18 protein-coding genes and 3 tRNA genes are annotated in these 21,467 nt (G+C 45.0%); 19 read left to right on the top strand and 2 right to left on the bottom strand.

Annotated elements, in window-relative coordinates:
- The first annotated feature begins 463 nt into the window (after positions 1-463).
- From ACPK8D_RS08145 to cobT, 7 genes are all read left to right on the top strand, one after another.
- Complete coding sequence (locus tag ACPK8D_RS08145) at positions 464-1,582, top strand: MFS transporter (RefSeq protein WP_424717357.1); 1,119 nt, start codon at positions 464-466, stop codon at positions 1,580-1,582.
- Positions 1,583-1,893: 311 nt separating this feature from the next.
- Positions 1,894-3,048, top strand: a complete 1,155-nt coding sequence (locus tag ACPK8D_RS08140) for an MFS transporter (RefSeq protein WP_424717356.1) — start codon at positions 1,894-1,896, stop codon at positions 3,046-3,048.
- 202 nt (positions 3,049-3,250) lie between these two features.
- Positions 3,251-3,736, top strand: a complete 486-nt coding sequence (locus ACPK8D_RS08135) for an RNA-binding protein (RefSeq protein ID WP_424717355.1) — start codon at positions 3,251-3,253, stop codon at positions 3,734-3,736.
- Between the two features lie 177 nt (positions 3,737-3,913).
- Positions 3,914-4,294, top strand: coding sequence for a cell division protein SepF (locus tag ACPK8D_RS08130; RefSeq protein ID WP_424717354.1), 381 nt, complete (start codon positions 3,914-3,916; stop codon positions 4,292-4,294).
- Entirely contained in the window at positions 4,291-4,935 is a 645-nt protein-coding gene (locus tag ACPK8D_RS08125) for a ZPR1 zinc finger domain-containing protein (RefSeq protein WP_424717353.1), read from the top strand. Before ACPK8D_RS08130 ends, ACPK8D_RS08125 begins: the two co-directional genes overlap by 4 nt.
- Positions 4,936-5,472: 537 nt before the next feature.
- On the top strand, positions 5,473-6,915 hold the full coding sequence (gene proS, locus ACPK8D_RS08120; protein ID WP_424717352.1) for a proline--tRNA ligase: 1,443 nt from the start codon (positions 5,473-5,475) through the stop codon (positions 6,913-6,915).
- A 620-nt stretch (positions 6,916-7,535) separates the two neighbouring features.
- Positions 7,536-8,585 (top strand): nicotinate mononucleotide-dependent phosphoribosyltransferase CobT, encoded by a 1,050-nt coding sequence (gene cobT / locus ACPK8D_RS08115; RefSeq protein ID WP_424717351.1) that lies wholly within the window; start codon positions 7,536-7,538, stop codon positions 8,583-8,585.
- A 383-nt stretch (positions 8,586-8,968) separates the two neighbouring features.
- Here cobT and ACPK8D_RS08110 read toward each other — a convergent pair whose 3' ends face one another.
- Positions 8,969-9,190, bottom strand: coding sequence for a hypothetical protein (locus tag ACPK8D_RS08110; protein WP_424717350.1), 222 nt, complete (start codon positions 9,188-9,190; stop codon positions 8,969-8,971).
- 971 nt (positions 9,191-10,161) lie between these two features.
- On the opposite strand from ACPK8D_RS08110, the gene ACPK8D_RS08105 reads away from it, so the two are divergent.
- The 7 genes from ACPK8D_RS08105 to ACPK8D_RS08075 all read left to right on the top strand — a co-directional run bounded on the left by ACPK8D_RS08105 (position 10,162) and on the right by ACPK8D_RS08075 (position 15,239).
- Positions 10,162-10,234 (top strand) — tRNA-Asn (locus tag ACPK8D_RS08105).
- Positions 10,235-10,345: 111 nt separating this feature from the next.
- Positions 10,346-10,420 (top strand) — tRNA-Ile (locus ACPK8D_RS08100).
- 75 nt (positions 10,421-10,495) lie between these two features.
- A tRNA-Asn gene (locus ACPK8D_RS08095) sits at positions 10,496-10,568 on the top strand.
- 442 nt (positions 10,569-11,010) lie between these two features.
- Entirely contained in the window at positions 11,011-11,934 is a 924-nt protein-coding gene (locus tag ACPK8D_RS08090; RefSeq protein ID WP_424717349.1) for an aldolase, read from the top strand.
- Between the two features lie 76 nt (positions 11,935-12,010).
- Positions 12,011-13,444, top strand: a complete 1,434-nt coding sequence (gene pyk / locus ACPK8D_RS08085; protein WP_424717348.1) for a pyruvate kinase — start codon at positions 12,011-12,013, stop codon at positions 13,442-13,444.
- A 246-nt stretch (positions 13,445-13,690) separates the two neighbouring features.
- A complete protein-coding gene (locus ACPK8D_RS08080) occupies positions 13,691-14,596 on the top strand; it encodes a hypothetical protein (RefSeq protein ID WP_424717347.1) in 906 nt (301 codons plus the stop codon).
- A gap of 277 nt (positions 14,597-14,873) precedes the next feature.
- Complete coding sequence (locus ACPK8D_RS08075; protein ID WP_424717346.1) at positions 14,874-15,239, top strand: tetratricopeptide repeat protein; 366 nt, start codon at positions 14,874-14,876, stop codon at positions 15,237-15,239.
- A gap of 130 nt (positions 15,240-15,369) precedes the next feature.
- Here ACPK8D_RS08075 and ACPK8D_RS08070 read toward each other — a convergent pair whose 3' ends face one another.
- Positions 15,370-16,560, bottom strand: a complete 1,191-nt coding sequence (locus ACPK8D_RS08070; RefSeq protein ID WP_424717345.1) for a geranylgeranyl reductase family protein — start codon at positions 16,558-16,560, stop codon at positions 15,370-15,372.
- Positions 16,561-16,761: 201 nt separating this feature from the next.
- Between ACPK8D_RS08070 and nifH the strand changes: the two genes are divergently transcribed.
- From nifH to nifK, 5 genes are read left to right on the top strand one after another with little or no spacing between them, the layout of a single operon-like run.
- Complete coding sequence (gene nifH, locus ACPK8D_RS08065; protein ID WP_424717344.1) at positions 16,762-17,583, top strand: nitrogenase iron protein; 822 nt, start codon at positions 16,762-16,764, stop codon at positions 17,581-17,583.
- Between the two features lie 28 nt (positions 17,584-17,611).
- Positions 17,612-17,929 (top strand): P-II family nitrogen regulator, encoded by a 318-nt coding sequence (locus ACPK8D_RS08060; RefSeq protein WP_424717343.1) that lies wholly within the window; start codon positions 17,612-17,614, stop codon positions 17,927-17,929.
- Positions 17,930-17,954: 25 nt separating this feature from the next.
- Positions 17,955-18,335: a P-II family nitrogen regulator gene (locus tag ACPK8D_RS08055; RefSeq protein ID WP_424717342.1), complete on the top strand. Its 381-nt coding sequence runs from the start codon at positions 17,955-17,957 to the stop codon at positions 18,333-18,335.
- Positions 18,336-19,934 (top strand): nitrogenase molybdenum-iron protein alpha chain, encoded by a 1,599-nt coding sequence (gene nifD, locus ACPK8D_RS08050; RefSeq protein WP_424717341.1) that lies wholly within the window; start codon positions 18,336-18,338, stop codon positions 19,932-19,934.
- A 13-nt stretch (positions 19,935-19,947) separates the two neighbouring features.
- On the top strand, positions 19,948-21,318 hold the full coding sequence (nifK, locus tag ACPK8D_RS08045) for a nitrogenase molybdenum-iron protein subunit beta (protein ID WP_424717340.1): 1,371 nt from the start codon (positions 19,948-19,950) through the stop codon (positions 21,316-21,318).
- Positions 21,319-21,467 lie beyond the last annotated feature (149 nt).

The raw sequence follows: 21,467 nt of genomic DNA, 5'->3' as shown, positions 1-21,467 counted from the left end.
AATAAAAAGAAAATTATAAAGAAACAGCGAGCTAAGAGCCTAAAAAAGTAAAAAAACGAATTCGATTGTTAAATATTAGATTGTTAAGTAGAAGTAGTGTGAGCGGGTTGGGGAGTGGGGGGTCATATGGGGAGTGGGGGGTATGGTATGTGAAAAAAGTTTCCCGCTCACATTACTCACATTACCCCTATTCAAACTAATTATATAAATAGCTATGCATTCTATCCGATTTATTATAATAAAAGCGTCATGATATAGTAAGAATCCAGGCATGGCAGCCAGATTCAATTTTCTTAGTACGCATTATATAACTGTGCAATAGATAAAAATCCTGCGAACGGCTGAAGAAGCCTTTAAAGGTTCGTTTCAGGCATTTTAGCCTTCCGAAGGCGAGTTTCAGAATGCTGCTGCGACAAGAAATGGCGACAAGAAACTATATACTTAATTAAGGGTTTTTAGTGCTATGAACCTTCACAGGCTTTTGATTTACGGAGCAGCTTTTACGATAATGGGGCTCTCTAACGCTGTTATCCCTATCCTTCCGGAGCTTGCGAGCCTGAGTAACAGCTCTTCTGGAGGATTTGCCTCAAGCCTGCTCTTTTCAGCCTATTTCCTCGGAGCCCTGGGAACAATGCTCCCCTTTGGGATTCTCGCGGACAGGTTCGGAAATTTGAAGTTCATAGGGCTGGGTATCGTTCTGACGGCCATTTCAGGGTTGACTATCCTGTTCTTCGAAAACCTCTGGATTCTTTTGATTGCGAGGTTTATAGAAGGTTCTGCCTGTGGAGCTTTTTTCCCGGCTGCCTTTACCATATTATCAAAACTCAGTAATCCAGGGCGCTATATAGGGGAATTTACTTTTCTTTTCAATGCCGGCCTGGCAGCAGGAGCCTTTCTCTCAGGGTTGCTGGCAGACACCTACCTGAAAGGAGCAATCCTTATCTTTACAGTCATCGCTTTCCTTTTGACCGTGTACCTGCTTTCCAGGTACAGAGGACTGGTTCATCCTGAGTGCGAAGGAAGACCGGGTTCATTAAAAGGCTCTGGCCTTTTCAGAAAGCCTTACAGAGAAATTAAAGAGCTCCTGAGCGGTGACAACTCAGGGCTCTGGCTCAGTTCTTTCCTGCTTAACGGAGCCATTGGAGTGCTTGTAGCCTACTATCCTGACTACAGCCTGGGCACTATAACAAAAGCCCAGCTTGGAATCTCGATTTCCAGCCTTTATGTCTGTGCAATGGTTACCTCTCTGCTTGCAGGGCACTTCAAAGTAAAGGAGAAAACCTTAATTCGAATAGGGATAGGATTTTCGGTCCTTGGTGCCCTCTCTGCAATAAAATATCCTTTGTTGGGATTCTCAAGCCTTGGTGGAGGGTCCGGGGTCGCAACTGTAGGTTTTGCCCTGGCTGTTGCCAGAATGAATGCTGACAGGGGTCTTGTAATGGGGCTTTTTAACACGACTATCTATGCAGGGCTTTCTCTTGCCCCGATTATTGCAGGGATTTTTACAGATTTTATGGATTTTGAAAAACTGTTTATAGCAAATGGCTGTATCCTAGCAGGTGCCCTTATACTGAGAGAGTGAAAGACCCTTCAAAAAGGTACTTAGCCAGGTTTTATGCCAGTAAGTTCCCTTCAACTGGATAGCACGGGATATTGCGTAAGATATTTATTCCACGAAATTTCCTGATATTCAGGAAGAATTTTTAGAAATAAGAATAAGTTTTAAAAATCGGAGTGTTCTTAGAAGTAAGAGCAAAGCTTAGAAGTAAGAGCAAAGAGCAGTTTTCAGAAATAGAGTAATTTTTTGAAATAAGAGTAGTTTCCAGAATCCAGGGAAAATAAGCACTGAGTACAAAATCCGTATAGGGCTGAACACATAAAATCGAAAAGCCTATGAACCTCAAAAAACTAGCACTCTATTCGTCAGTTTTTGCGCTCCAGGGCCTCTCAAACGCAATAATCCCTGTTCTTCCAGAACTTGCTGGAGGAGACAGCGGAGGTTCTGCGATTTCAGCCCTTCTATTTTCCGGATATTTTATAGGAGCCCTGCTTGCCCTCGTGCCCCTCGGAATCCTGGCAGACAGGATCGGAAACCTGAAGGTGATAAGATTCGGAATGCTACTGACTGTCTTTTCAGGTTTATTTATCGCATTTTCGGACAGCCCGTGGATTCTTGGAATTTCCAGGTTTCTAGAAGGAGTGGGATGCGGTGCTTTTTTTCCTGCAGCTTTCTCTGTAATTGCAGAATGGGAGGACAGCCAGCAAAGTCTTGGGGAATTTAACTTTTTGCTAAATGCCGGGCTGGCTGCAGGTGTGTTCTTCTCTGGAATGCTTGCCGAGTTTGGGATTAAAACCGCAATAATCAGCTTTACATTTCTGGCAGGCCTTTCCTGCATTCTCCTTCTATCGGAAGCCGGAGAATTGCTTTCTCCGAACAGAAGAGAGAAGAAGCTTACGCTTCCAGAGAGTGAAAAGCCTGTAAGAAATCAGCAGGACACCTCTTTACTTCCCGAACTGAAAAATTACATGGGAAAAGCCAGGGAAATCCTGTTTAAAACCGATTTCGGGAAGATCTGGGGAATTACAGCGCTTCTTTATGGAGCCACAGGCCTGTTAACTGCAAACTACACTGATTACAGTGCTGGCTTCCTGACAAAACCCGAAATCGGACTGGCAATTTCAGCTTCCTATCTGGCTGCAATGCTGAGTTCCCTGATTGCAGGCAGGGCAAACATCAATTCTAAAAAGATAATAAGGACAGGAGTAATTCTCGCAGCAGCAGGGATCTTTCTCTCGGTAAAGTTGCCCTTACTGGCTTTCTTCCTGATAGGGGCAGGAGGAGGAACCGCAGTCATAGGACTAATTACAGCCGTTTCCAGGATCAGCTCCAGCGGCTTTGCGATGGGGCTTTTTAATACTGGAATTTATGCGGGGCTTGGGCTGGGCCCGATTTTTGGAAGCTTCTTCCTGGAGCCCTTCGGTTATGAGGCCGTATTTTTTGGAAGTGCCCTTGTGTTACTTGCAGTGCTCTTTGTAGAACTTGAGTAAAATACCTGAGTAAAAATACCCAAGTTACTCATCCCAGGTAAATACTCCGAACAAATACCCGAGCAAAACCCTGAGTAAAATGCGAAAATAAAGCAGAAAAGAGAAATCTGTTTCAGGAAACCCCATATCCCCACATAAGCTTTAAAAGGCACAAAAACCCTATGCTATAAACAACACATAACATTTGAAATCCGGTGATTAATTGAAAGTAAAGTCAAGAGTTCAGCTGAGAAAGAATATCAGGAATAAAATGTTGAAAGACCTTGTGTCCACTTTCGGCGAAGAGATGTCAGCGCTGGAAAATAAAACTCTGGAAAAAATCACCCTTGAGGAATACTCCGTTATCCTTGTGGATGGCAAGCCTTTGCTTTTCGAAATCGAAGGACATCTTTTCCCTACCGTCCGCGGAGCTCTTGAGATGGGACTTCAAAAGCGTGTTGTAACCGTTGATAAAGGAGCTATCCGTTTTGTTTCAAACGGCGCGGACATAATGGCTCCGGGAGTCGTGGCTGCAGACTCCGAAATAAAAGAAGGGGACCTTGTAATCATAGTGGAAGAGACTCATCAAAAACCTCTTGCAATCGGGAAAGCCCTTATGGGAGGGACGGAGATGGTCGAAGCTACTTCAGGTAAAGCCATAAAGTCAATAACCCATGTAGGGGATAAACTCTGGAACACGGAATTCTGAAAACTCCATGAAGTAAAATATATTTTCATTAAACGAAACCTGCAGGCAGGGAATGAAAACTTTCTGAAACCGAAAGCAAATCAGGATCAGCTATATAATAGCAAAATTAATTAATATAGATTTCAATATAGGACAGTGCTATTCGAATTTGAAAAAAATATAAAAGGTGTGCACAAAATGGCAAAACTCATAGACAAGCTCCTTGGCAGCAACGTAAAAAGTCCAACTAGCCCCGAGGATTATACTGAAATTGATCTCAGCAAATATGAGGAAGTTCTCGAGGACGAGCCTGCAGAAACTTATGTAAAGATCGCAGAAGTCTCGAACATCAACCAAGTATCCCAGCTTAAGCAGGAGATTTATAACGGAAATATCCTGATGATAGACATTTCGAATATCAGGGGCGATGACCTGCTAAGAGACAGGGTTTTAAAAGAGCTGAAAGACGTTATTATCGATGTTCATGGGGATATCGCAGGTGTCAAAGGAAATACTGTGGTCGTAACCCCAACAGGCATTAAAATTGATAGATCCAAAATAACTGGTGGAAAATATTGAATCCGGATTTTTTTAAACAGGAAAGGTTTGAAACAAGAATCTGCTGTCCTCTGTGCCAGAGAGATCTGGTGATGAACTGGCAGAGAGATAACATTCCCTACTTTGGGGAGATCATGTACATCAGTGCAAGATGCGAATGCAGTTTCCGTTTTGCAGATACCATGATCCTCTCGAGTAAAGAACCCATGCGCTATGAGATGCCAGTCGAAACCCTGGAAGACCTGGATGCGAGAGTTATCCGTTCAACCTCAGGAACAATCCGCATCCCGGAAATGGGGATTACTATCGAGCCCGGATCGGTTTCGGAATCGTACGTGACAAATATCGAAGGTGTACTGCATCGGGTCCGGGATGTCCTTATGACCGCGAGCAGGTGGGTACAGGGGGATGAAGAGAAATCCTCCCGCAGCCAGGAACTCCTGTCCATGCTCGAAGAAGTAATCCAGGGCAAGAGAAAAATTACAATCATAATCGAAGATCCCCTTGGAAACAGCGCGATCATTTCAAAGAAAGCCAAAGCTGTCGAACTCTCCAAAGAAGAAACCGAGAAGCTAAATACCGGCATGATCGTTTTCGATGTTGACAAATCCGAACTTGTACATGATGTCTCAGACAATGTTAAGCCCCTCGGAGGAGATTAATTCTTTTTTCCGATTTTTCACAGCCTGAGAATTCCAGGGGCATACTTCCAATATAGTTATTAACTTTTATTCCAATAAAGGCAGACATATTGCAGGTTATTCGGGCAATTTCACTTCAGGATGCCATATACCTCAGGAGCCGTATATTTCAAGATATGACAGCCCGGAAAACCTTTTTATAGAATCTCCGGAGAAAAAGAGCGGTTTCAGGATAACGTGCCTGTCTGAGAGCAAGCCCTTAATTACCCCGTGAACTGTGCGTTTAATCAGGAAGATTAAAATCAGGACTCAGGTGTGATGCCGGAATAAGTTCCCCTAAAAACTCGGTTAATTTAAGATTTATTTAACTATTTCAGGAATTCAGTTCACTAATTTAAGAATTCATTAAATTAATTTAAGAATTTATGAACTTAATAATTTATTAGATAAGTTTAAGATTTATTTGATAAATTTAATATTTATTTGATAAATTTAATATTTATTTGACCAATTAAGCTATTTAAGAGTTATTTCAGATTGCGATAATACGGTGAAGGTATGGCAGAAAGCGAAAAAGAAGCAGCACTCCCTCCAAAAGAGGAATTCAGCGAATGGTACAACGACCTCCTGTGGATGGCCGAAATAATGGATGTCCGTTATCCTGTGAAAGGACTCTATGTCTGGTACCCTTTCGGCTTTTCGATCCGCAGGAGTACTTACAATATTATAAGGGAAATCCTTGACAATAGCGGGCACCAGGAAACTCTCTTTCCGCTGCTTATCCCGGAAAATGAGTTTATGAAAGAAGCCGAACATATCAAAGGCTTTGAGAACGAGGTTTACTGGGTAACCCACGGAGGAAGAGATCCGCTTGATATCCCTCTGGCCCTTCGCCCAACAAGTGAGACTGCCATTTACCCGATGTACAAAATGTGGGTCAGGTCCCATGCGGATTTCCCTGTCAAACTCTATCAGATAGTCAACACTTTCCGTTACGAGACAAAACATACGCGTCCTCTGATAAGGCTCAGAGAGATTACTTCCTTTAAAGAAGCCCATACCGTGCACGCTACCTGGGAAGATGCAGAGGCTCAGGTTAAGGAAGCTGTCAGGCTCTATACCGAGATATACCGCAGGCTTGCAGTCCCTGTGCTCAGGTCAAGAAGACCTGACTGGGATAAATTCCCGGGCGCAGATTACACCGATGCTATTGATGCTATTATGCCTGACGGAAAGACCCTTCAGATAGGTACGGCCCACCATCTGGGGGATAATTTTGCAAAGACTTTTGACATTAAGTATGAAGCCCCTGATGGAGAACAGCGTTATGCCCACCAGACCTGCTACGGGATTTCAGAGAGATCGATTGCAGCTACAATTTCCATCCACGGAGACGACAAAGGGCTGGTTTTGCCTCCGGAGATCGCACCTGTACAGGTTGTAATTATCCCGATTATCTTTAAGAAAGGAGCAGAAGAGGTGCTTACAGCCTGCAGGGATGTGCAGGAACGCCTGAAGAAAGCCGGCATCAGAGTCGAAATAGATGCAAGTGATCTCCGCCCCGGAGCAAAGTATTACAAATGGGAAATGAAAGGCGTACCCCTGAGGCTTGAAATCGGGCCCAGAGACCTGCAAAATAATGTTGCTGTGGCTGTCAGAAGAGATAACGGAGAAAAAGAACAGATCCCGCTCCCTGAGATCGAGACCGGCGTGAGCTCAAGGTTTGAAGCAATCCATGAGAACCTCTATCAAAAAGCGAAAACCGAACTTGAAAACCACATATTTGAATGCATGGAACTTGAAGAGGTAAAGGAAAAAATCCAGGAAGGTGTTGCGACAATCCCCTGGTGCGGAAACAAGGAATGCGGACTTGCTATGGAAGAGGTAATAGGTGCAGGAATCCTTGGAATTCCTCTGGAGCAGAAAAAGGACAGGAAAGAAAAATGCCCGATCTGCGGCGGAGAAACCGAAACTCGCGTCTACGTGGCAAGAACATATTAAAACTAAAAACTACTCAGCACAAACCGGAAAGCCGATTACTCCAAACCTGCTCCGGCTTTCATTCTTTTCTTTTTTATCCTATGCAGGTCACTATACAGTCCCTTACAGCCTGAACGAACCTGAAAACAAAATTATCAGGAATTTAGTTGGGATGCAGTTGGAGACAGTTGGATGCAGATATATCCAAGCGTTGCTCAACTGATCTTTATTAAAAGCTCATTCACAGTTGTGCGGCTGAGTCCGAAAAGGAGCATAAATAAAGTAAAGTTAACTTGATTAATGTTAAATTATATTTGTTTGTGGATAAATATTAAATAGTAAGTTGAAGAATTCTCATTGGATTTCAGAAAGAATTCTATTCATTTATTACAAGCCTTTTCAAAAAAGGCTTGATCGCAAACCTTTTCAAAAAAGGCTTGATCGCAAACCTTTTCAAAAAAGGTTTGATCGAAAACGGCGTGACGGCGTGATCAACCGGTGCAACGCAAACTTTTTGCGAAAAGGTTTGATCGAAAACGGCGAACGCCTGTAATTGAGAAATGCTTATAATCCCCAACCCTAACGGCGTGATCAACCGGCGAAACGGTTGCGGCTCAACGCTTGCATGAAGGAGATACGATATGGCCTGGATCGAACCGGAAGTAACCAGAAAACCCAGAAGACCAATGTTTTTATGCGTGCTTTCCAATACCAAAACCGCACATATCCCGAAACTTTCAGCCGCAGGAAAAACGGCTGAACTTACGGACTATACGCCTGCAGGAGATGCGGAACTTATGGAGACAGGAAATATTATCAGCGTGCCCGTTCTCCCCATGACACCTCCATATGACACTCCAACTCCTGCAATTATGACCCGTTCGGCACTGAAGCTCACGGACGCTCCCTATCACTTCATTAATTCCGGCCTTATCGTAACTCCGGAAGTCCCGTGCATCGACCTGAAGGCCAGGCCCGGAGAAGATATCAGGGAACCGATTGCAGTCAGGGATGTACAGGGAATCTACGAACGGGCGAAGTTTCTCGCCAGAAGGCTCAGGAACCATGTAGACCACGTGGTTATCGGAGAGAGTATTCCAGGCGGCACAACAACCGCGATGGGGGTTTTAATGGCCCTTGGATATAACGGAAATGTTAGCAGTAGTGCCGATGAAAATCCCCTTGAACTGAAGAAACAGGTTGTCGAAGAAGGCATGAAAGCCTCAGGCCTGACCTTTGGCTGCCTGAAGGATGACCCTATGAAGGCTATTGCCTGCATGGGAGACCCGATGATGCCTGCTGTTGTAGGCCTTGTTGCAGGCTTCCAGGATACCGATGTCAATGTCGTGCTTGCAGGCGGAACCCAGATGGCAGCAGTGTATGCCCTGATCAAACACCTGGGTTTCGATACGGAAAAGCTGGCAATTGCCACTACCCGGTATGTTGTGGAAGATAAGTCCGCAAACTTTACCGAACTTACCAGAGCGCTTGGTGTACCTGTGGTTTATGTTGCAGATCCCGGATTTGGAAAGTCCGAGCTCAAAGGGCTTCACAGGTACGAAACAGGCACAATCAAGGAAGGCGCAGGAGCTGGCGGCGCCATGTACCTTGCAGGCCTTTATGGCATCACCCAGGACAATTTCAGGGCAGAAGTAGAAAATGTATGCAAACTGCTCAAAGCAGGGCACTGAAAAAGCTGCTTTCCGAATGGTCTTGCAGGAATTATACACAGAAACTATATTTATTTAGCAAAACCGGTTTATTCTTACCTTTCCTTTTTCAAATAAAGGGTTTTTTAAACATACTTTTTATCTCTTTTTTAGCTGAGAAAGTCACATGCAGCATATAGAATTTTTAATCAACAAAAAAGGTAGCTATTCTACATAAGTAAACAGAATGAAAATAGAATAAAACATAACAAACAGACAACCATATCATAAAAATAAAAACATAATAAGTAAATAAAAAAGTATTAAAAATTAAAAACCGAATTAATGAGCCATTGTCGCTCTTTAAAAAGCTAATTTTTCCTACTTTTCTAACACTAGACTCCTTTTTCCAGGTCAGGTCTCAATTAAAGCGATTCGGGCGTATTCATAAGGCTTAAAGCCGAAGGTGCCCTGTTTACAGATGTCGGTTTCTGGGATTGGAGGACGTCTACCCCCCCTGATAAATATGCTTCCGAACTCACACATCCACAGTTCCGGCAGTAGTAGAAAACATTAGAACCCAGGACCTGGCGTTTCAACTTTGTCTGGCATACACTGCAAAACATAGAAATACTTGCATTCCCCATTCAGAATCCTCATCCGTAAATCATGATCGAATCGAGTCTTGCAGTACCCACTTTTGTCCAGTACTTGCAAATGCTGCAGTACTGGGTCTCTCCATCTGAGCTCACTTTCAGTTTAGCATGGCATTTTGGACATATTTTTAGCCGTTTCGTAAATAAACCCCCTTGGTTTCCATTTTTAAACTGCAAGATTCAGGCGGTCAAACCCCATGGACCGAAAAGATACCCTGACAATATACAAAGAATCTTAAAGGATACCCATCAGTACGGGAAAGAACTGACCCTAACCTTGAAGTTACATTTAAAAGCCGTTTTTGACCTTTAACTGGTAATATACTAATTCCCCCGGACAGGGCCTCAGATAAAGGCATTTTAAGCTAAACGAGCGTACTGCTTAAAAATCAGACCTGTCCGACCTCGCTGCATAATGTTACAACAAGCTAATCAAATATATTATTCCTGAAAGGATATAAGTTTTGGCTCGAAAAGAATTATTTTTTATATGAGTAAGAGGCAAAAGGCTACCTTCTGGTGGAACAGGGACGCCTCACAGTGAGATACTTTAAAAAAGCAGTAGAAGTAGTTGGCAGTTTAATCAGTATCGAGATAATTAGTGTCGACAATCAGTTTAATTAATATCGATATAATCAATGTCAACATAATATATATTAAGTTAATTATATTAATTCAATAGAAACTGAAGAATATTAGTCGAATAAATAACAAATTGAATAGGAATCAAATAAAGATATTTGTTGAATGGACTATAAGTGAGTGAAAAATAAAATGAGCAAGCTGGAAGAAACCGACGCTGGCCATGCCGGTATTGTCCCTGATTAAAGACCCTCACGTTATCAGATTCTTCAGCGCATATATGGTTGTGAAAACCGTTCCAAGCGAAATATATAAATAACATTATCGCTTTAGGAGTGTTCGCGATAGGGTGGGCAAAACGGGCACATCCGATAACGTAAGCCGCTTTAACTCAGTTGGTAGAGTGTCTGGCTGTTAACCAGAATGTCGTAGGTTCGAGCCCTGCAAGCGGCGTAAAAATTTTGCATTTTTTTACTACTCTTTCCGGAATAGAAAAATACATGTGCAAAAACTTTATTATTAAAGCCATACTAAAAGCTATTAATAGCTTTATAAAATCAATAAGGGCCTGTAGCTCAGTCAGGTTAGAGCGCTCGGCTCATAACCGAGCGGTCACCGGTTCAAATCCGGTCAGGCCCATAAACTTTATATCCAAAGAATCTCTTGTATAAGAAGATTCGAGGGTAAGACCAAGAACCGCTTTCCCGTCAGAGAGCCGCTTTAACTCAGTTGGTAGAGTGTCTGGCTGTTAACCAGAATGTCGTAGGTTCGAGCCCTGCAAGCGGCGTAAATTCTTCTATTTTGTGATTCTCTACACCAATCATATTATTTTCGGGCTGTTTTTGCTTTCTGCCCCCTGGAAAAGGAATTTTAGAGCTTATTTGACTGAACCTGCTTCAGGTTCTATTTAACCTGTCCGCTTCAGGTTTATTTGGCCTGAACTTGTTTTTATGTTGATTTTACCGTAACCTGCCTATTGATTAAATTTTTAAGTTTTCGGAACATACCAGTTTTTAATTGTATAGTTTTTATAAACATACAAGGGGAGTCAGAAGTTTCAGGAGAGTATTAAAAAATGCGATTCCTGAACAAACCTGTCAATACTGGGTGGAAAAATTATAAATGTTCAGAGAAGGATAAGGTAGTAAGAAGGATTATAGATAAATACAGTTTCACAGTATTACTACCATCCAACTAATTGCCATCGAATAAAACTGAGGTTTATACATATGGTTTCAATTAATAAAGAGGACGTGATTGTACCTCTAGATGTCCCGAAAACAATGCGTGAGACGTATGTGAATAATTATATGGAAATTACCCGCGGAACCGGCAGGCTAATGCTCTTTGCAGGCGACCAGAAGGTAGAGCATCTCAATGACGATTTTTACGGAGAAGGAGTGCCTGAAGACGATGCTGATCCCGAACACCTTTTCAGGATAGCGGCCCAGGCAAAAATCGGAGTTTTTGCAACTCAGCTCGGGCTTATTGCACGCTACGGCATGGACTATAGGGATGTGCCCTACCTTGTAAAGGTAAACTCCAAAACAAACCTTGTTGAGACAGAACAGGCTGATCCTTTCAGCAACCTCTGGTACGATGTTGACCAGGTCGTTGAATTTAAAGAAAATAGCGGGCTTAAGATTCTTGGGGTAGGATATACAATCTATCTTGGCAGTGAGTTCGAAGCCGAAATGCTTGTGCAGGCCGCTCAAATAATTTACGATGCTCACCAGCACGGCATGTTGTCCGTACTCTGGATCTATCCACGTGGTAAAGCTGTAAAAGATGAAAAGGACCCGCACCTTATTGCAGGAGCAACAGGAGTCGGAGCCTGCCTTGGCACGGATTTTGTAAAGGTCAATTACCCGAAGAAGGAAGGGGCAAAATCTGCCGAGATCTTCAAGGAAGCCATCAAAGCCGCAGGGCGTACCAGAGTGGTTTGCGCAGGCGGCACAAGTGACGAAGCTGAAACTTTCCTGAAAAAGCTCTATGACCAGATCCACATCTCCGGAGCCCAGGGGAATGCAACCGGAAGAAATATTCACCAGAAGCCTCTGGATGAGGCTGTCCGCATGTGCAACGCTGTCTATGCAGTAACTGTTGAGGACTCAAGCGTCGACGCTGCCCTTAAAATATACAAAGACAAATAAAAAAGCCTGCAGAAGACCTGATTAGGGGTATGAAGGCGGCATTGATCAAAAGTTGAGCGTTAAAGGCTGTGTAAATATGCAAATTCCGGACCATAAGACAAAGATTGTCTGTACCATAGGCCCGGCTTCCTCTTCCGAGGAAGTGATCAGGGAACTTATGCTTACTGGCATGAATGTTGCAAGGATCAATTTTTCCCACGGGGACTTCGAAAGCCATAGAGAAGTAATCCGGAGAGTCCGCAAGGTCGCAGCGGATCTTGACAGGACAGTTGCGATTCTTGCAGACCTGCCAGGCCCAAAGATCCGCATCGGGAAGCTGGAAAAAGAACCGATCATGCTTCACAAAGGAAACTTTGTGACCCTTACGGTTGACGAGACTCCCGGAAATGAGAAACGAATTCCCGTAAACTACAGGCAGCTTCCGGAAAGCGTGGTTCCGGGGAGCATTATTTACTTAAGTGACGGATTTATACAGCTTCGCTGCCTGGAGGTTTCGGGAAAAGATGTGCTTTGCGAGGTTATTATCGGAGGACAGCTTTATTCTCAAAAAGGGTTGAACCTGCCAGGGGCAAAGATTTTCCTTGACCCTGTGACGGAAAAGGACTTCAAGATCCTTGAGTTTGCCCTGAGTGAGGAGATTGATACTGTCAGCATTTCTTTCATAGAGAGTGCAGAGGACATTCGTAAGGTCCGGAGTTTTGCTGCAGCCAGAGGAAAGTCAGTATATATCGTTGCTAAAATCGAGCGCAGGCAGGCTGTAGAGAATATTCAGGAGATTCTAAAAGAAACCGATGCCCTCATGGTCGCCAGAGGAGACCTAGGAGTCGAAATTCCTATTCAGGAAGTTCCCTCAGTCCAGAAAGAACTTATCCAGAGCGCGAAACTTCTTGGAATTCCGGTAATTACAGCCACTCAAATGCTGGCTTCAATGACTGACAATATAAGGCCTACCCGAGCAGAGGCGACCGATGTTGCCAATGCAATCCTTGATGGCACGGATGCGGTCATGCTTTCGGAAGAGACAGCGGTTGGCAATTATCCTGTGGAAGCCGTTGAGATGATGTCAAAAATTGCAAAAACCACAGAAAACTGGCGCTCCCGGACAAAATGGGGCCTTGATACTATTATCAAGGGTATAACGGCAAGGGAGATGTCAGTGGATGAGGTAATAACTCTCCAGGTGCATGAAGCCCTGCAGAAGTTGCCGGTTGCAGCCGTACTGACCCCCACAAGAAGCGGAGCAACCCCCCGCAGGATTTCACGCTTCAAGCCCGATACCTGGATTCTTGCTTTCAGCCGCGTCCCGAGAACCTGCGGGTTCCTTTCTCTATCCTATGGTGTTTATCCTGTTGTTGTAAAAGAAACAATTGAGAGCTGGGAAAAAGAGACTACGGAAAAAGCCAAAGCACTGGGATTTGTAAAAAGCGGAGATATCGTTATTTTCACCCAGGGTCCTTCTTTAGGAAAACCCGGCGGCACAAACATGCTTAAGATTCTCACCCTTGAATGAAAAAGGCGGCAGATGTGCTAAGGGCAAACGATTTTAGTTTAAACCCGATTACCGGTCTGAGATTCAGTACCCGGTTTCAGGAGAAAACATTAGAAAAGCTTCTTATCAAACCAATATATTTAGACAATATATTTAAACGAGATATTTAAACGAGATATTTAAACAATATATTTAGACAATATTTAGATATCAAGTGCATGATCTCTACTATCAGAAAAACTAACTTTACGCTATGAGGTTTCATTGATGAAACGAAAGGACCCAGCAACAAAAAACCAGAAATATCTGGCTATTTTTTTGGCATTAACAATGTTTCTGTCAGTCTTCATGATCTTCTTTACAGACGACTCTAATACAGATAGCAACAATGATGTTTCCGCTACAGAGAACGGAGAGGAAAATCTTACAATCTCTTTTTCTCAAATTCCTGGCAAGCAGGTTCGCCATGAATTCAATTCCATTGCCGACGGGTTGAACATGTCCCCTGAAGGGGTAATAAGTGCAACATACGTAGACCTGCAAAGAACTACAGGAACACCATTTGAACAAGTCCTTGGGAATGTAAAAACAATGGACTCCCTATATGGGGCAGATGTAACGAAACGCTACGGTGCAGGTTATGCTGACGGAAACGGGTTCGAACTCCACCAGATTCCGGAACAGAAAATCCTTATGCCCTGGGGAACAGTCCCGTACAATGGATACTACCTCCTTGCAAGGACAAACAATACCTATGATGTCTGGAATGTAGTCGGAAGCCCTGTAATCCTTGGTCCCCGCCAGAGCGTGGAAGATGTAATTGATGTGCTGGAAGGAAACGCAACTGCTACAACCGAGTACGATAGCCTCCTGACCCAGGCGAATCCGGAAGGAAGCATTTACCAGGAAGTAGTCACCAGGACAAATTCCACTGACATCCCGGCCGATCAGCTCTACAGGGAACTTAAAAAAATGGATGACGGCAGTTACAGTCAGACATCCCTTTACCTCAGTCCGGAACCCGAATTCACTGAAAAGATCCAGACTTTGCAGGCGAACTCCACCGAGCGCGGAGTAACCTATAACGTAACTACCGCAGGAGATACTACCAAACTGATAATAACCTCCGACTTCGGAAGCTTACTTAATGAAACACAGTTGCTTTCACAGTAAGCTTTCAAACTTTTCTTTTTTTAAATACTCTTAAATTTTTACTATCTCACGCATTTGATTTTAGTTTTCATCCGGAGTTTCAATTTATTTTCGATTTATCCAGAGTTCTGATTATATTTTCGATTTGCGTCATGGTTTTATTTTCTATCTCATGTTCCGATTTTTTGCATTTTGATTTTATTTTTTCCACATTCTGATTTTATTTTCTTTTTGTCGTTCTGGCTAAAAGAATAATTATCTATTTCTACCTGCCAGACAATCTTCTAAATAGGAAGTGATGCCATTGGGATTTCTGGACAGCTTATTCAAAAAGAAAGTGGAAGGCAAAACTGCAGAGGAATGGTATGGGCTTGCGGTCGGTGAAACCGATCCCGAAAAAAAGATCGAGTACTTTGATAAGGTTCTGAAGCTGAAACCTGATTTTGCAGGAGTCTGGAACCTCAGGGGGCTTGAATACGTCGTCCTCAAACGGTACGAAGAAGCTATTGCCTCCTTTGACAAAGCCCTTGAGATCCGGCCTGTCTACCCGGAAGCAAGGTATAATAAAGAAGATGCAGAAACCGAATTAAGAAAAATAAGGGCATCCAGAGTAAAAGCCGGAGAGAAGGAAGAAGAAACAACTGCGAAAAAGAAAGAAGAGTAAATATGGAGACCCGAGCTACAGATCTTTTCTCCCTTGCCTTTTATTAGACCTTGCCTTTTATTAGATAAAATTAACTTCTATCCTTTTCCTCCAGACACAGGTTATTCTTCTTTCCGGTTTTCCATACCGACTATTTCTTTCCCCGGTTCAGGGCCTGGAGCCCGAGTTTTACGGGAGCAGGGAGTTTCCCGCATTGCATGACTTTCATCTGCTCAGGGGAAATAAGTTTGAAAGCTGCGTTCATGAGAGTATCGGATTTCATAACCCCATCCATGAGTTGCCTTGCCTGCACTGAGGTTTCAAGTGCAGATCCGAATTGAGCTCGCCAGCGGCGGTCATACTCTTCAAGCCTGCACTTCCCGGCTGCAAATTCGGCTGCAGTTTCTCCTGCTATCTTTCCGGCGATCATTGCAGGAGGGATTCCACCTCCGTTTGTTGCAAAAATCTGGCCGGCTGCATCCCCTACAATCAGAGTGTTTTCGGTTGCGGTTCTTTCCGGAGCGCCGTTTACAGGGATAACGCCTGCAACCACATTCATGATTATGCTGTGTTTCAATTTCGGCCCTGCAAGAGGATGATCCCGCATAAAGCGGTGGAGGTATTCTTTTGCAGAGATCTTTTTCTCAGCCATTCCGCTCCGGATTCCGATTCCCACGTTTGCCCTGCCCCTGCCTTCGGGAAAAATCCAGGCATAGCCGCCGGGCACGAAATCCTTTCCGAAATACATCTCCAGAGCAGAAGGATCGATATCCACATTCCTGACCTGGTATTCAATAGCAACCGAGATTTCCCTTGATTCGGGCTTAAGCACAAGCCCTTTTGATTTTGCGACCAGGGAATTGGGGCCGTCGGCTCCTATGATAGCTTTTGCTTTTACTCTGTGCTTTCCAAAGACTCCTGAAGTCTCAACAGTCGTGCCCTCAATTTTTGTTGCGCGGGTTTTGACCATGAGTTCAGCCCCTGCTCTTGCTGCCTGCTCGGCAAGGAACTGGTCATATCTGCGCCGGTCAAGGACTGCACCCCTGACAGCGAACTCTTTTATATTGCAGTTTGGAGGGACAATGCGCTGAGTATCAATTCGCTGCAGTACGCAGGAATCAGGATAATTTTTCAGCGTATCCGGCAGCCTGGCATCACGGAGCAGGGCCTGGACTTCCGAAGCATCGGGAAGAAAGCCGGCACACTGAATAGGGCTGCCAATTTCTCTTTTTCTGTCAAGAAGAAGCACCGAGGCGCCGTTCTTTGCAGCATACAGGGCGGATGTAGAACCTGCAGGACCTGCGCCCACGACAATTACATCATAAGAGGCTTCGGGGATCATGAAAGGGTCTTCCTGTCATTCATTTTGCTTTGCAGTTTACAGGGAACTATTTATTAAATCCTTTCCCGAAGTTCAGAAAATAAAGGCAATTAATGATAACAGATTTTTCAATGATTGCAAAGTTATAAATAGTATAGCATAGTACAACGGTTACCGGCTTCCTAGAGCTGGTGGAAAGCAAATTAAAAGAAAGGTAAAAAGATGAGACAGATAGCAATCTATGGAAAAGGTGGCATTGGAAAATCCACGACCACGCAAAATCTGACCGCAGCCCTTTCTACCATGGGCAATAAAATTTTGCTTGTAGGATGCGACCCGAAAGCAGACTCCACCAGAATGCTGCTTGGCGGCCTGAACCAGAAGACCGTACTTGATACTCTGCGAAGCGAAGGAGATGAAGGGGTTCATCTTGATACTGTCGTGCAACCAGGCTTTGGCAACATAAAATGTGTGGAATCCGGAGGGCCTGAACCGGGTGTAGGATGTGCAGGCCGGGGAATTATCACTTCAATAGGACTGCTTGAAAACCTGGGAGCATATACCGATGACCTTGACTATGTATTCTATGATGTGCTTGGTGACGTCGTATGCGGCGGATTTGCAATGCCTATCCGCGAAGGGAAAGCCAAAGAAATTTACATAGTGGCCAGTGGAGAACTGATGGCTATCTATGCAGCAAACAATATCTGTAAAGGGCTTGCCAAGTTTGCCAAAGGTGGAGCCCGTCTGGGAGGCATTATCTGTAACAGCAGGAATGTCGATGGGGAACGTGAACTCCTTGAGGCTTTCGCAAAGAAACTGGGAAGCCAGCTGATCCACTTCGTGCCCAGGGATAACATTGTCCAGAGAGCAGAGATTAACAGAAAGACCGTAATTCACTTTGACCCCGAATGCAACCAGGCCAAGGAGTATCTGACCCTTGCCAACAACGTCCAGAACAACACCAACCTAGTTGTCCCGACTCCGCTTCCCATGGAAGAGTTAGAAGCCATGATGGTGGAATTCGGAATTGTCGAGCTATAATTGTTGAGATGCAGAGGAGCTGAAAACGATGCAGATGATACGTGCAATTATCAGGCCAGGCATGGAAACTAAAGTTGTCGAGAGCCTTGAAAAAGAGGGCTGTATTTCCCTTACGAAAATGGAAGTTTTCGGAAGAGGAAAACAGAAAGGGATCCATATAGCAGACATTCACTATGACGAACTTCAGAAAACCATGCTTCTGATAGTAGTCGAAGACGAACATAAGGACAAGGTTGTAGAAACCATAGTGGAATCCGCCAGAACCGGAAAATACGGAGATGGGAGAATCTTCGTAAGCCCTGTGGAAGAAGCCTATACCATAAGGACTGGAAAGCCAGGACTTTAAAGCCGGATTTTCAGAGGAGAATCCCATGAAAGAAATTACTGCGATAATCAGGATGAATAAAGTCCAGAAAACCAAAGACGTCCTGCTGGAGTGCGGCTTTCCTTCATTTACCGTAAGAAGGGTAATGGGCCGGGGGAAACAAAAAGGGCTTTGCTTCGAGTTTGATCCTCCCCTGCCTGATTCCGAAAATAAGGAATCTGAAACCTGTATCCGCTTCATTCCAAAAAGGATGTTCACGGTTGTCGTGGACGATGACAATGTGAGCGAAATCGTTCAGAAAATCGTCGAGGTAAATCAGACAGGGCATCTTGGAGACGGAAAGATTTTCGTGTCAAATATTAGTGAAGCGCTCCGCATCCGGACTGGAGAGAGCGGAGAATCAACCGTTAACAGGGAGCTGGTATAAATGGGAGCGGAAATTGGTTCGGGAATTGAAGACAAACAAAAACTTGTCGATAACATGCTGAAGGTGCTCCCGGAAAAAGCTGCAAGGAACAGGAGAAAACACATAGTTGTCAGGGACTGTTCCACCGAACAGCACATAGAAGCTGACGATAAGGTAATTCCCGGCATCCTCACAAATCGCGGTTGTGCCTTTGCAGGTACCAAGGGTGTGGTCTTCGGGCCGATCAAGGACATGGTCCACCTGGTTCACGGCCCCATAGGCTGTGCTTACTTCACCTGGGGAACCAGGCGGAACCTTGCAAAGGCAGAGGAAGGTGGAGACAACTTCATGAATTACTGCGTATGCACTGACATGAAGGAAACCGATATCGTCTTTGGGGGAGAGAAGAAGCTCAAAAAAGCTATTGACGAGATTGTGAAAATCTTCAACCCAGAAGCTATCACCATCTGCGCAACCTGCCCCGTAGGGCTTATCGGAGACGACATTGAAGCCGTTTCAAGGGAAGCTGAAAAAGAGCATGGGATAAAGATAATCCCCGCCCGCTGCGAAGGATACAGAGGAGTCAGCCAGTCGGCAGGCCACCACATTGCCAGCAACGCCCTGATGGAAAACCTGATAGGAACCGAAGAACTGGAAAACCCCACCCCCTTTGACATTAATATCTTCGGAGAATACAACATAGGAGGGGACCTTTGGGAAATCCAGCCGATCTTTGAAAAAATCGGGTACAGAATAGTTTCAAGCCTGACCGGAGACGGCTCGTTCCACAAAATTGCACAGGCCCACAGGGCAAAGCTCAGTATCCTGCTCTGCCACCGTTCCATCAACTACACAAACCAGATGATGGAAGAAAAATATGGGATTCCCTGGTTGAAGGTCAATTATGTAGGCACGAAGATGACAGCCAAATCCCTCCGGAAAATGGCACAGTTCTTTGAGAACCCGGAACTTACCCGGAAGACTGAAGAAATAATTGCCGAAGAAACCGCAAAGTACGCGGATGAAATCCAGAGGTACAGAAAGAAACTCCAGGGAAAAACCGCCTTCATCTACTCCGGAGGTTCCAGGAGTCATCACTATACGAACCTCTTCGAAGAGCTTGGCATGAAAGTAATTGTTGCAGGCTACCAGTTCGCCCACAGGGACGACTACGAAGGCAGGCAGATCATCCCCCAGATGAAGGGAAACGCTCTTGGATCAATTCTGGAGGATGTGCACTACGAAAGAGATGAAAACGTCAAACCCGCAGTCAGCAAGGAGCGGATTGAAGAGCTGAAAACGAAAATCGGACTCATGGAATATGAGGGACTTTTCCCTGAAATGCAAGACGGAACCATTGTCATTGACGACCTCAACCACCACGAAACCGAAGCCCTCTTAAGGACCCTTAAACCCGACATCTTCTGTTCGGGAATCAAGGACAAGTACTGGGCCCAGAAACTCGGGATCCCCTCAAGGCAGATCCATTCGTATGACTACAGCGGTCGCTACACTGGCTTTTCCGGGGTTCTGAATTTCGCACGGGACATAGATATGGCTATGCACAGCCCCACCTGGAGATTCATACGCCCGCCATGGAAAGGAGAAGGAGCAGAGTAAGGAGGGACAAAAAATGTTAGACTATACCCCATGTGAAGAAGTAACCAGAGAAGCAGTAACCATCAACCCTGCAAAAATCTGCCAGCCAATAGGCGCAGTCTATGCTGCGCTTGGTGTACACAACTGCATGCCACATAGCCACGGATCACAGGGCTGCCTCTCATACCTGCGCATGTGCCTGAGCAGGCACTACCGTGAAAACCCCATTGGAACGACCAGCAGTTTCTCTGAAGGAACCGCCGTCTTCGGAGGTGCAGCAAACCTCAAGGAAGCCCTCGAAAACCTCACCACAACCTACAGGCCCGACGTGATCGCCATTCACACTACCTGCGTAGCCGAGACCATAGGAGACGACGTAAATACTATCGTAGAAGATGTCCGGATGGAAGAGCTTATAGACCCATCCATAAAGATCTGTGCAGCCTCCACTCCAAGCTATGTGGGCACCCACATTACCGGCTATGACAATATGGTAAAATCCTTCGTGACCACCTTTGCCAGAAAAAGCAAGCCAAACGGGAAACTCAACATCATCCCTGGTTTCGTGGAACCTGCCGATATTCGGGAAATGAAACGCATACTCTCAATAATGGGAATCTCAATCATCGTCTTCCCGGACACGACTGATGTCTTTGACGCTCCTCTCACCGGAGAGCAGGGCATGTACCCGAAAGGTGGGACTCCGATAGGGGATATAGAAGATTCCGCAAACTCCGTGGGAACAATCGCTCCCTGCAGGATGGCAGGAGGGGCTGCCGCAAAGATCCTGGAAAGCCGCTATAAAGTCCCGGCAAAAATAGGGCCTACCCCCATAGGGATCAGAAACACTGACCGTTTTATCATGAATGCAGCAAAACTTGCCAGTGTGGCGATTCCCCCGGAAATTGAAGATGAGAGGGGAAGGCTTGTTGACATGATGACTGACGCCCACCCCCATTACCATGGAAAAAAGGTAGCCATTTACGGGGACCCGGACATAATCTCAGGGCTTACGAGCCTTGTACTGGAAATGGGCATGGAACCGGGTGTTGTCCTCACCGGAACCCAGAACTCAGAGTTTGAAAAAGAAGTCGAAGGACTAATAGGTTCCGAGTACCCGGACGCCGATATTATTTCGGGAGGGGACCTCTTCATGCTCCACCAGATCATCAAGCGAAAGCCCGTGGACCTCCTAATCGGCAACACATATGGGAAATTCATATCAAGGGCAGAGGATGTGCCCCTGGTCAGGGTAGGTTTTCCGATCATGGACCGGGCAAACCTGCATTATTTCCCGATCATGGGGTACGCCGGAGCTGCACGACTGGTGGAGCGCATAGGAAATACCCTGCTTGACAGGAAAGACAGAGATGCGCCAGACTGGCTGCTCGAGACCATTCAGTAAGGAGCCTGGCCTTAAGATAACTGATTCCCGGAAGAATGCAGAGGTTGAAAAATACGGAGTTTTAAACCTAAAAGCAAAACCGGGAAGTTAAAACCGAGAACTTAAAAACTGATAACATAAAAACGGGAGAAATGGAAAACCGCCGCTGC

This window comes from Methanosarcina sp. (assembly GCF_049706645.1).
GTDB lineage: Archaea > Halobacteriota > Methanosarcinia > Methanosarcinales > Methanosarcinaceae > Methanosarcina.
The sequence above is the reverse complement of the archived record's forward strand: the minus strand, read 5'-3'. Positions and strand labels throughout refer to the sequence as shown.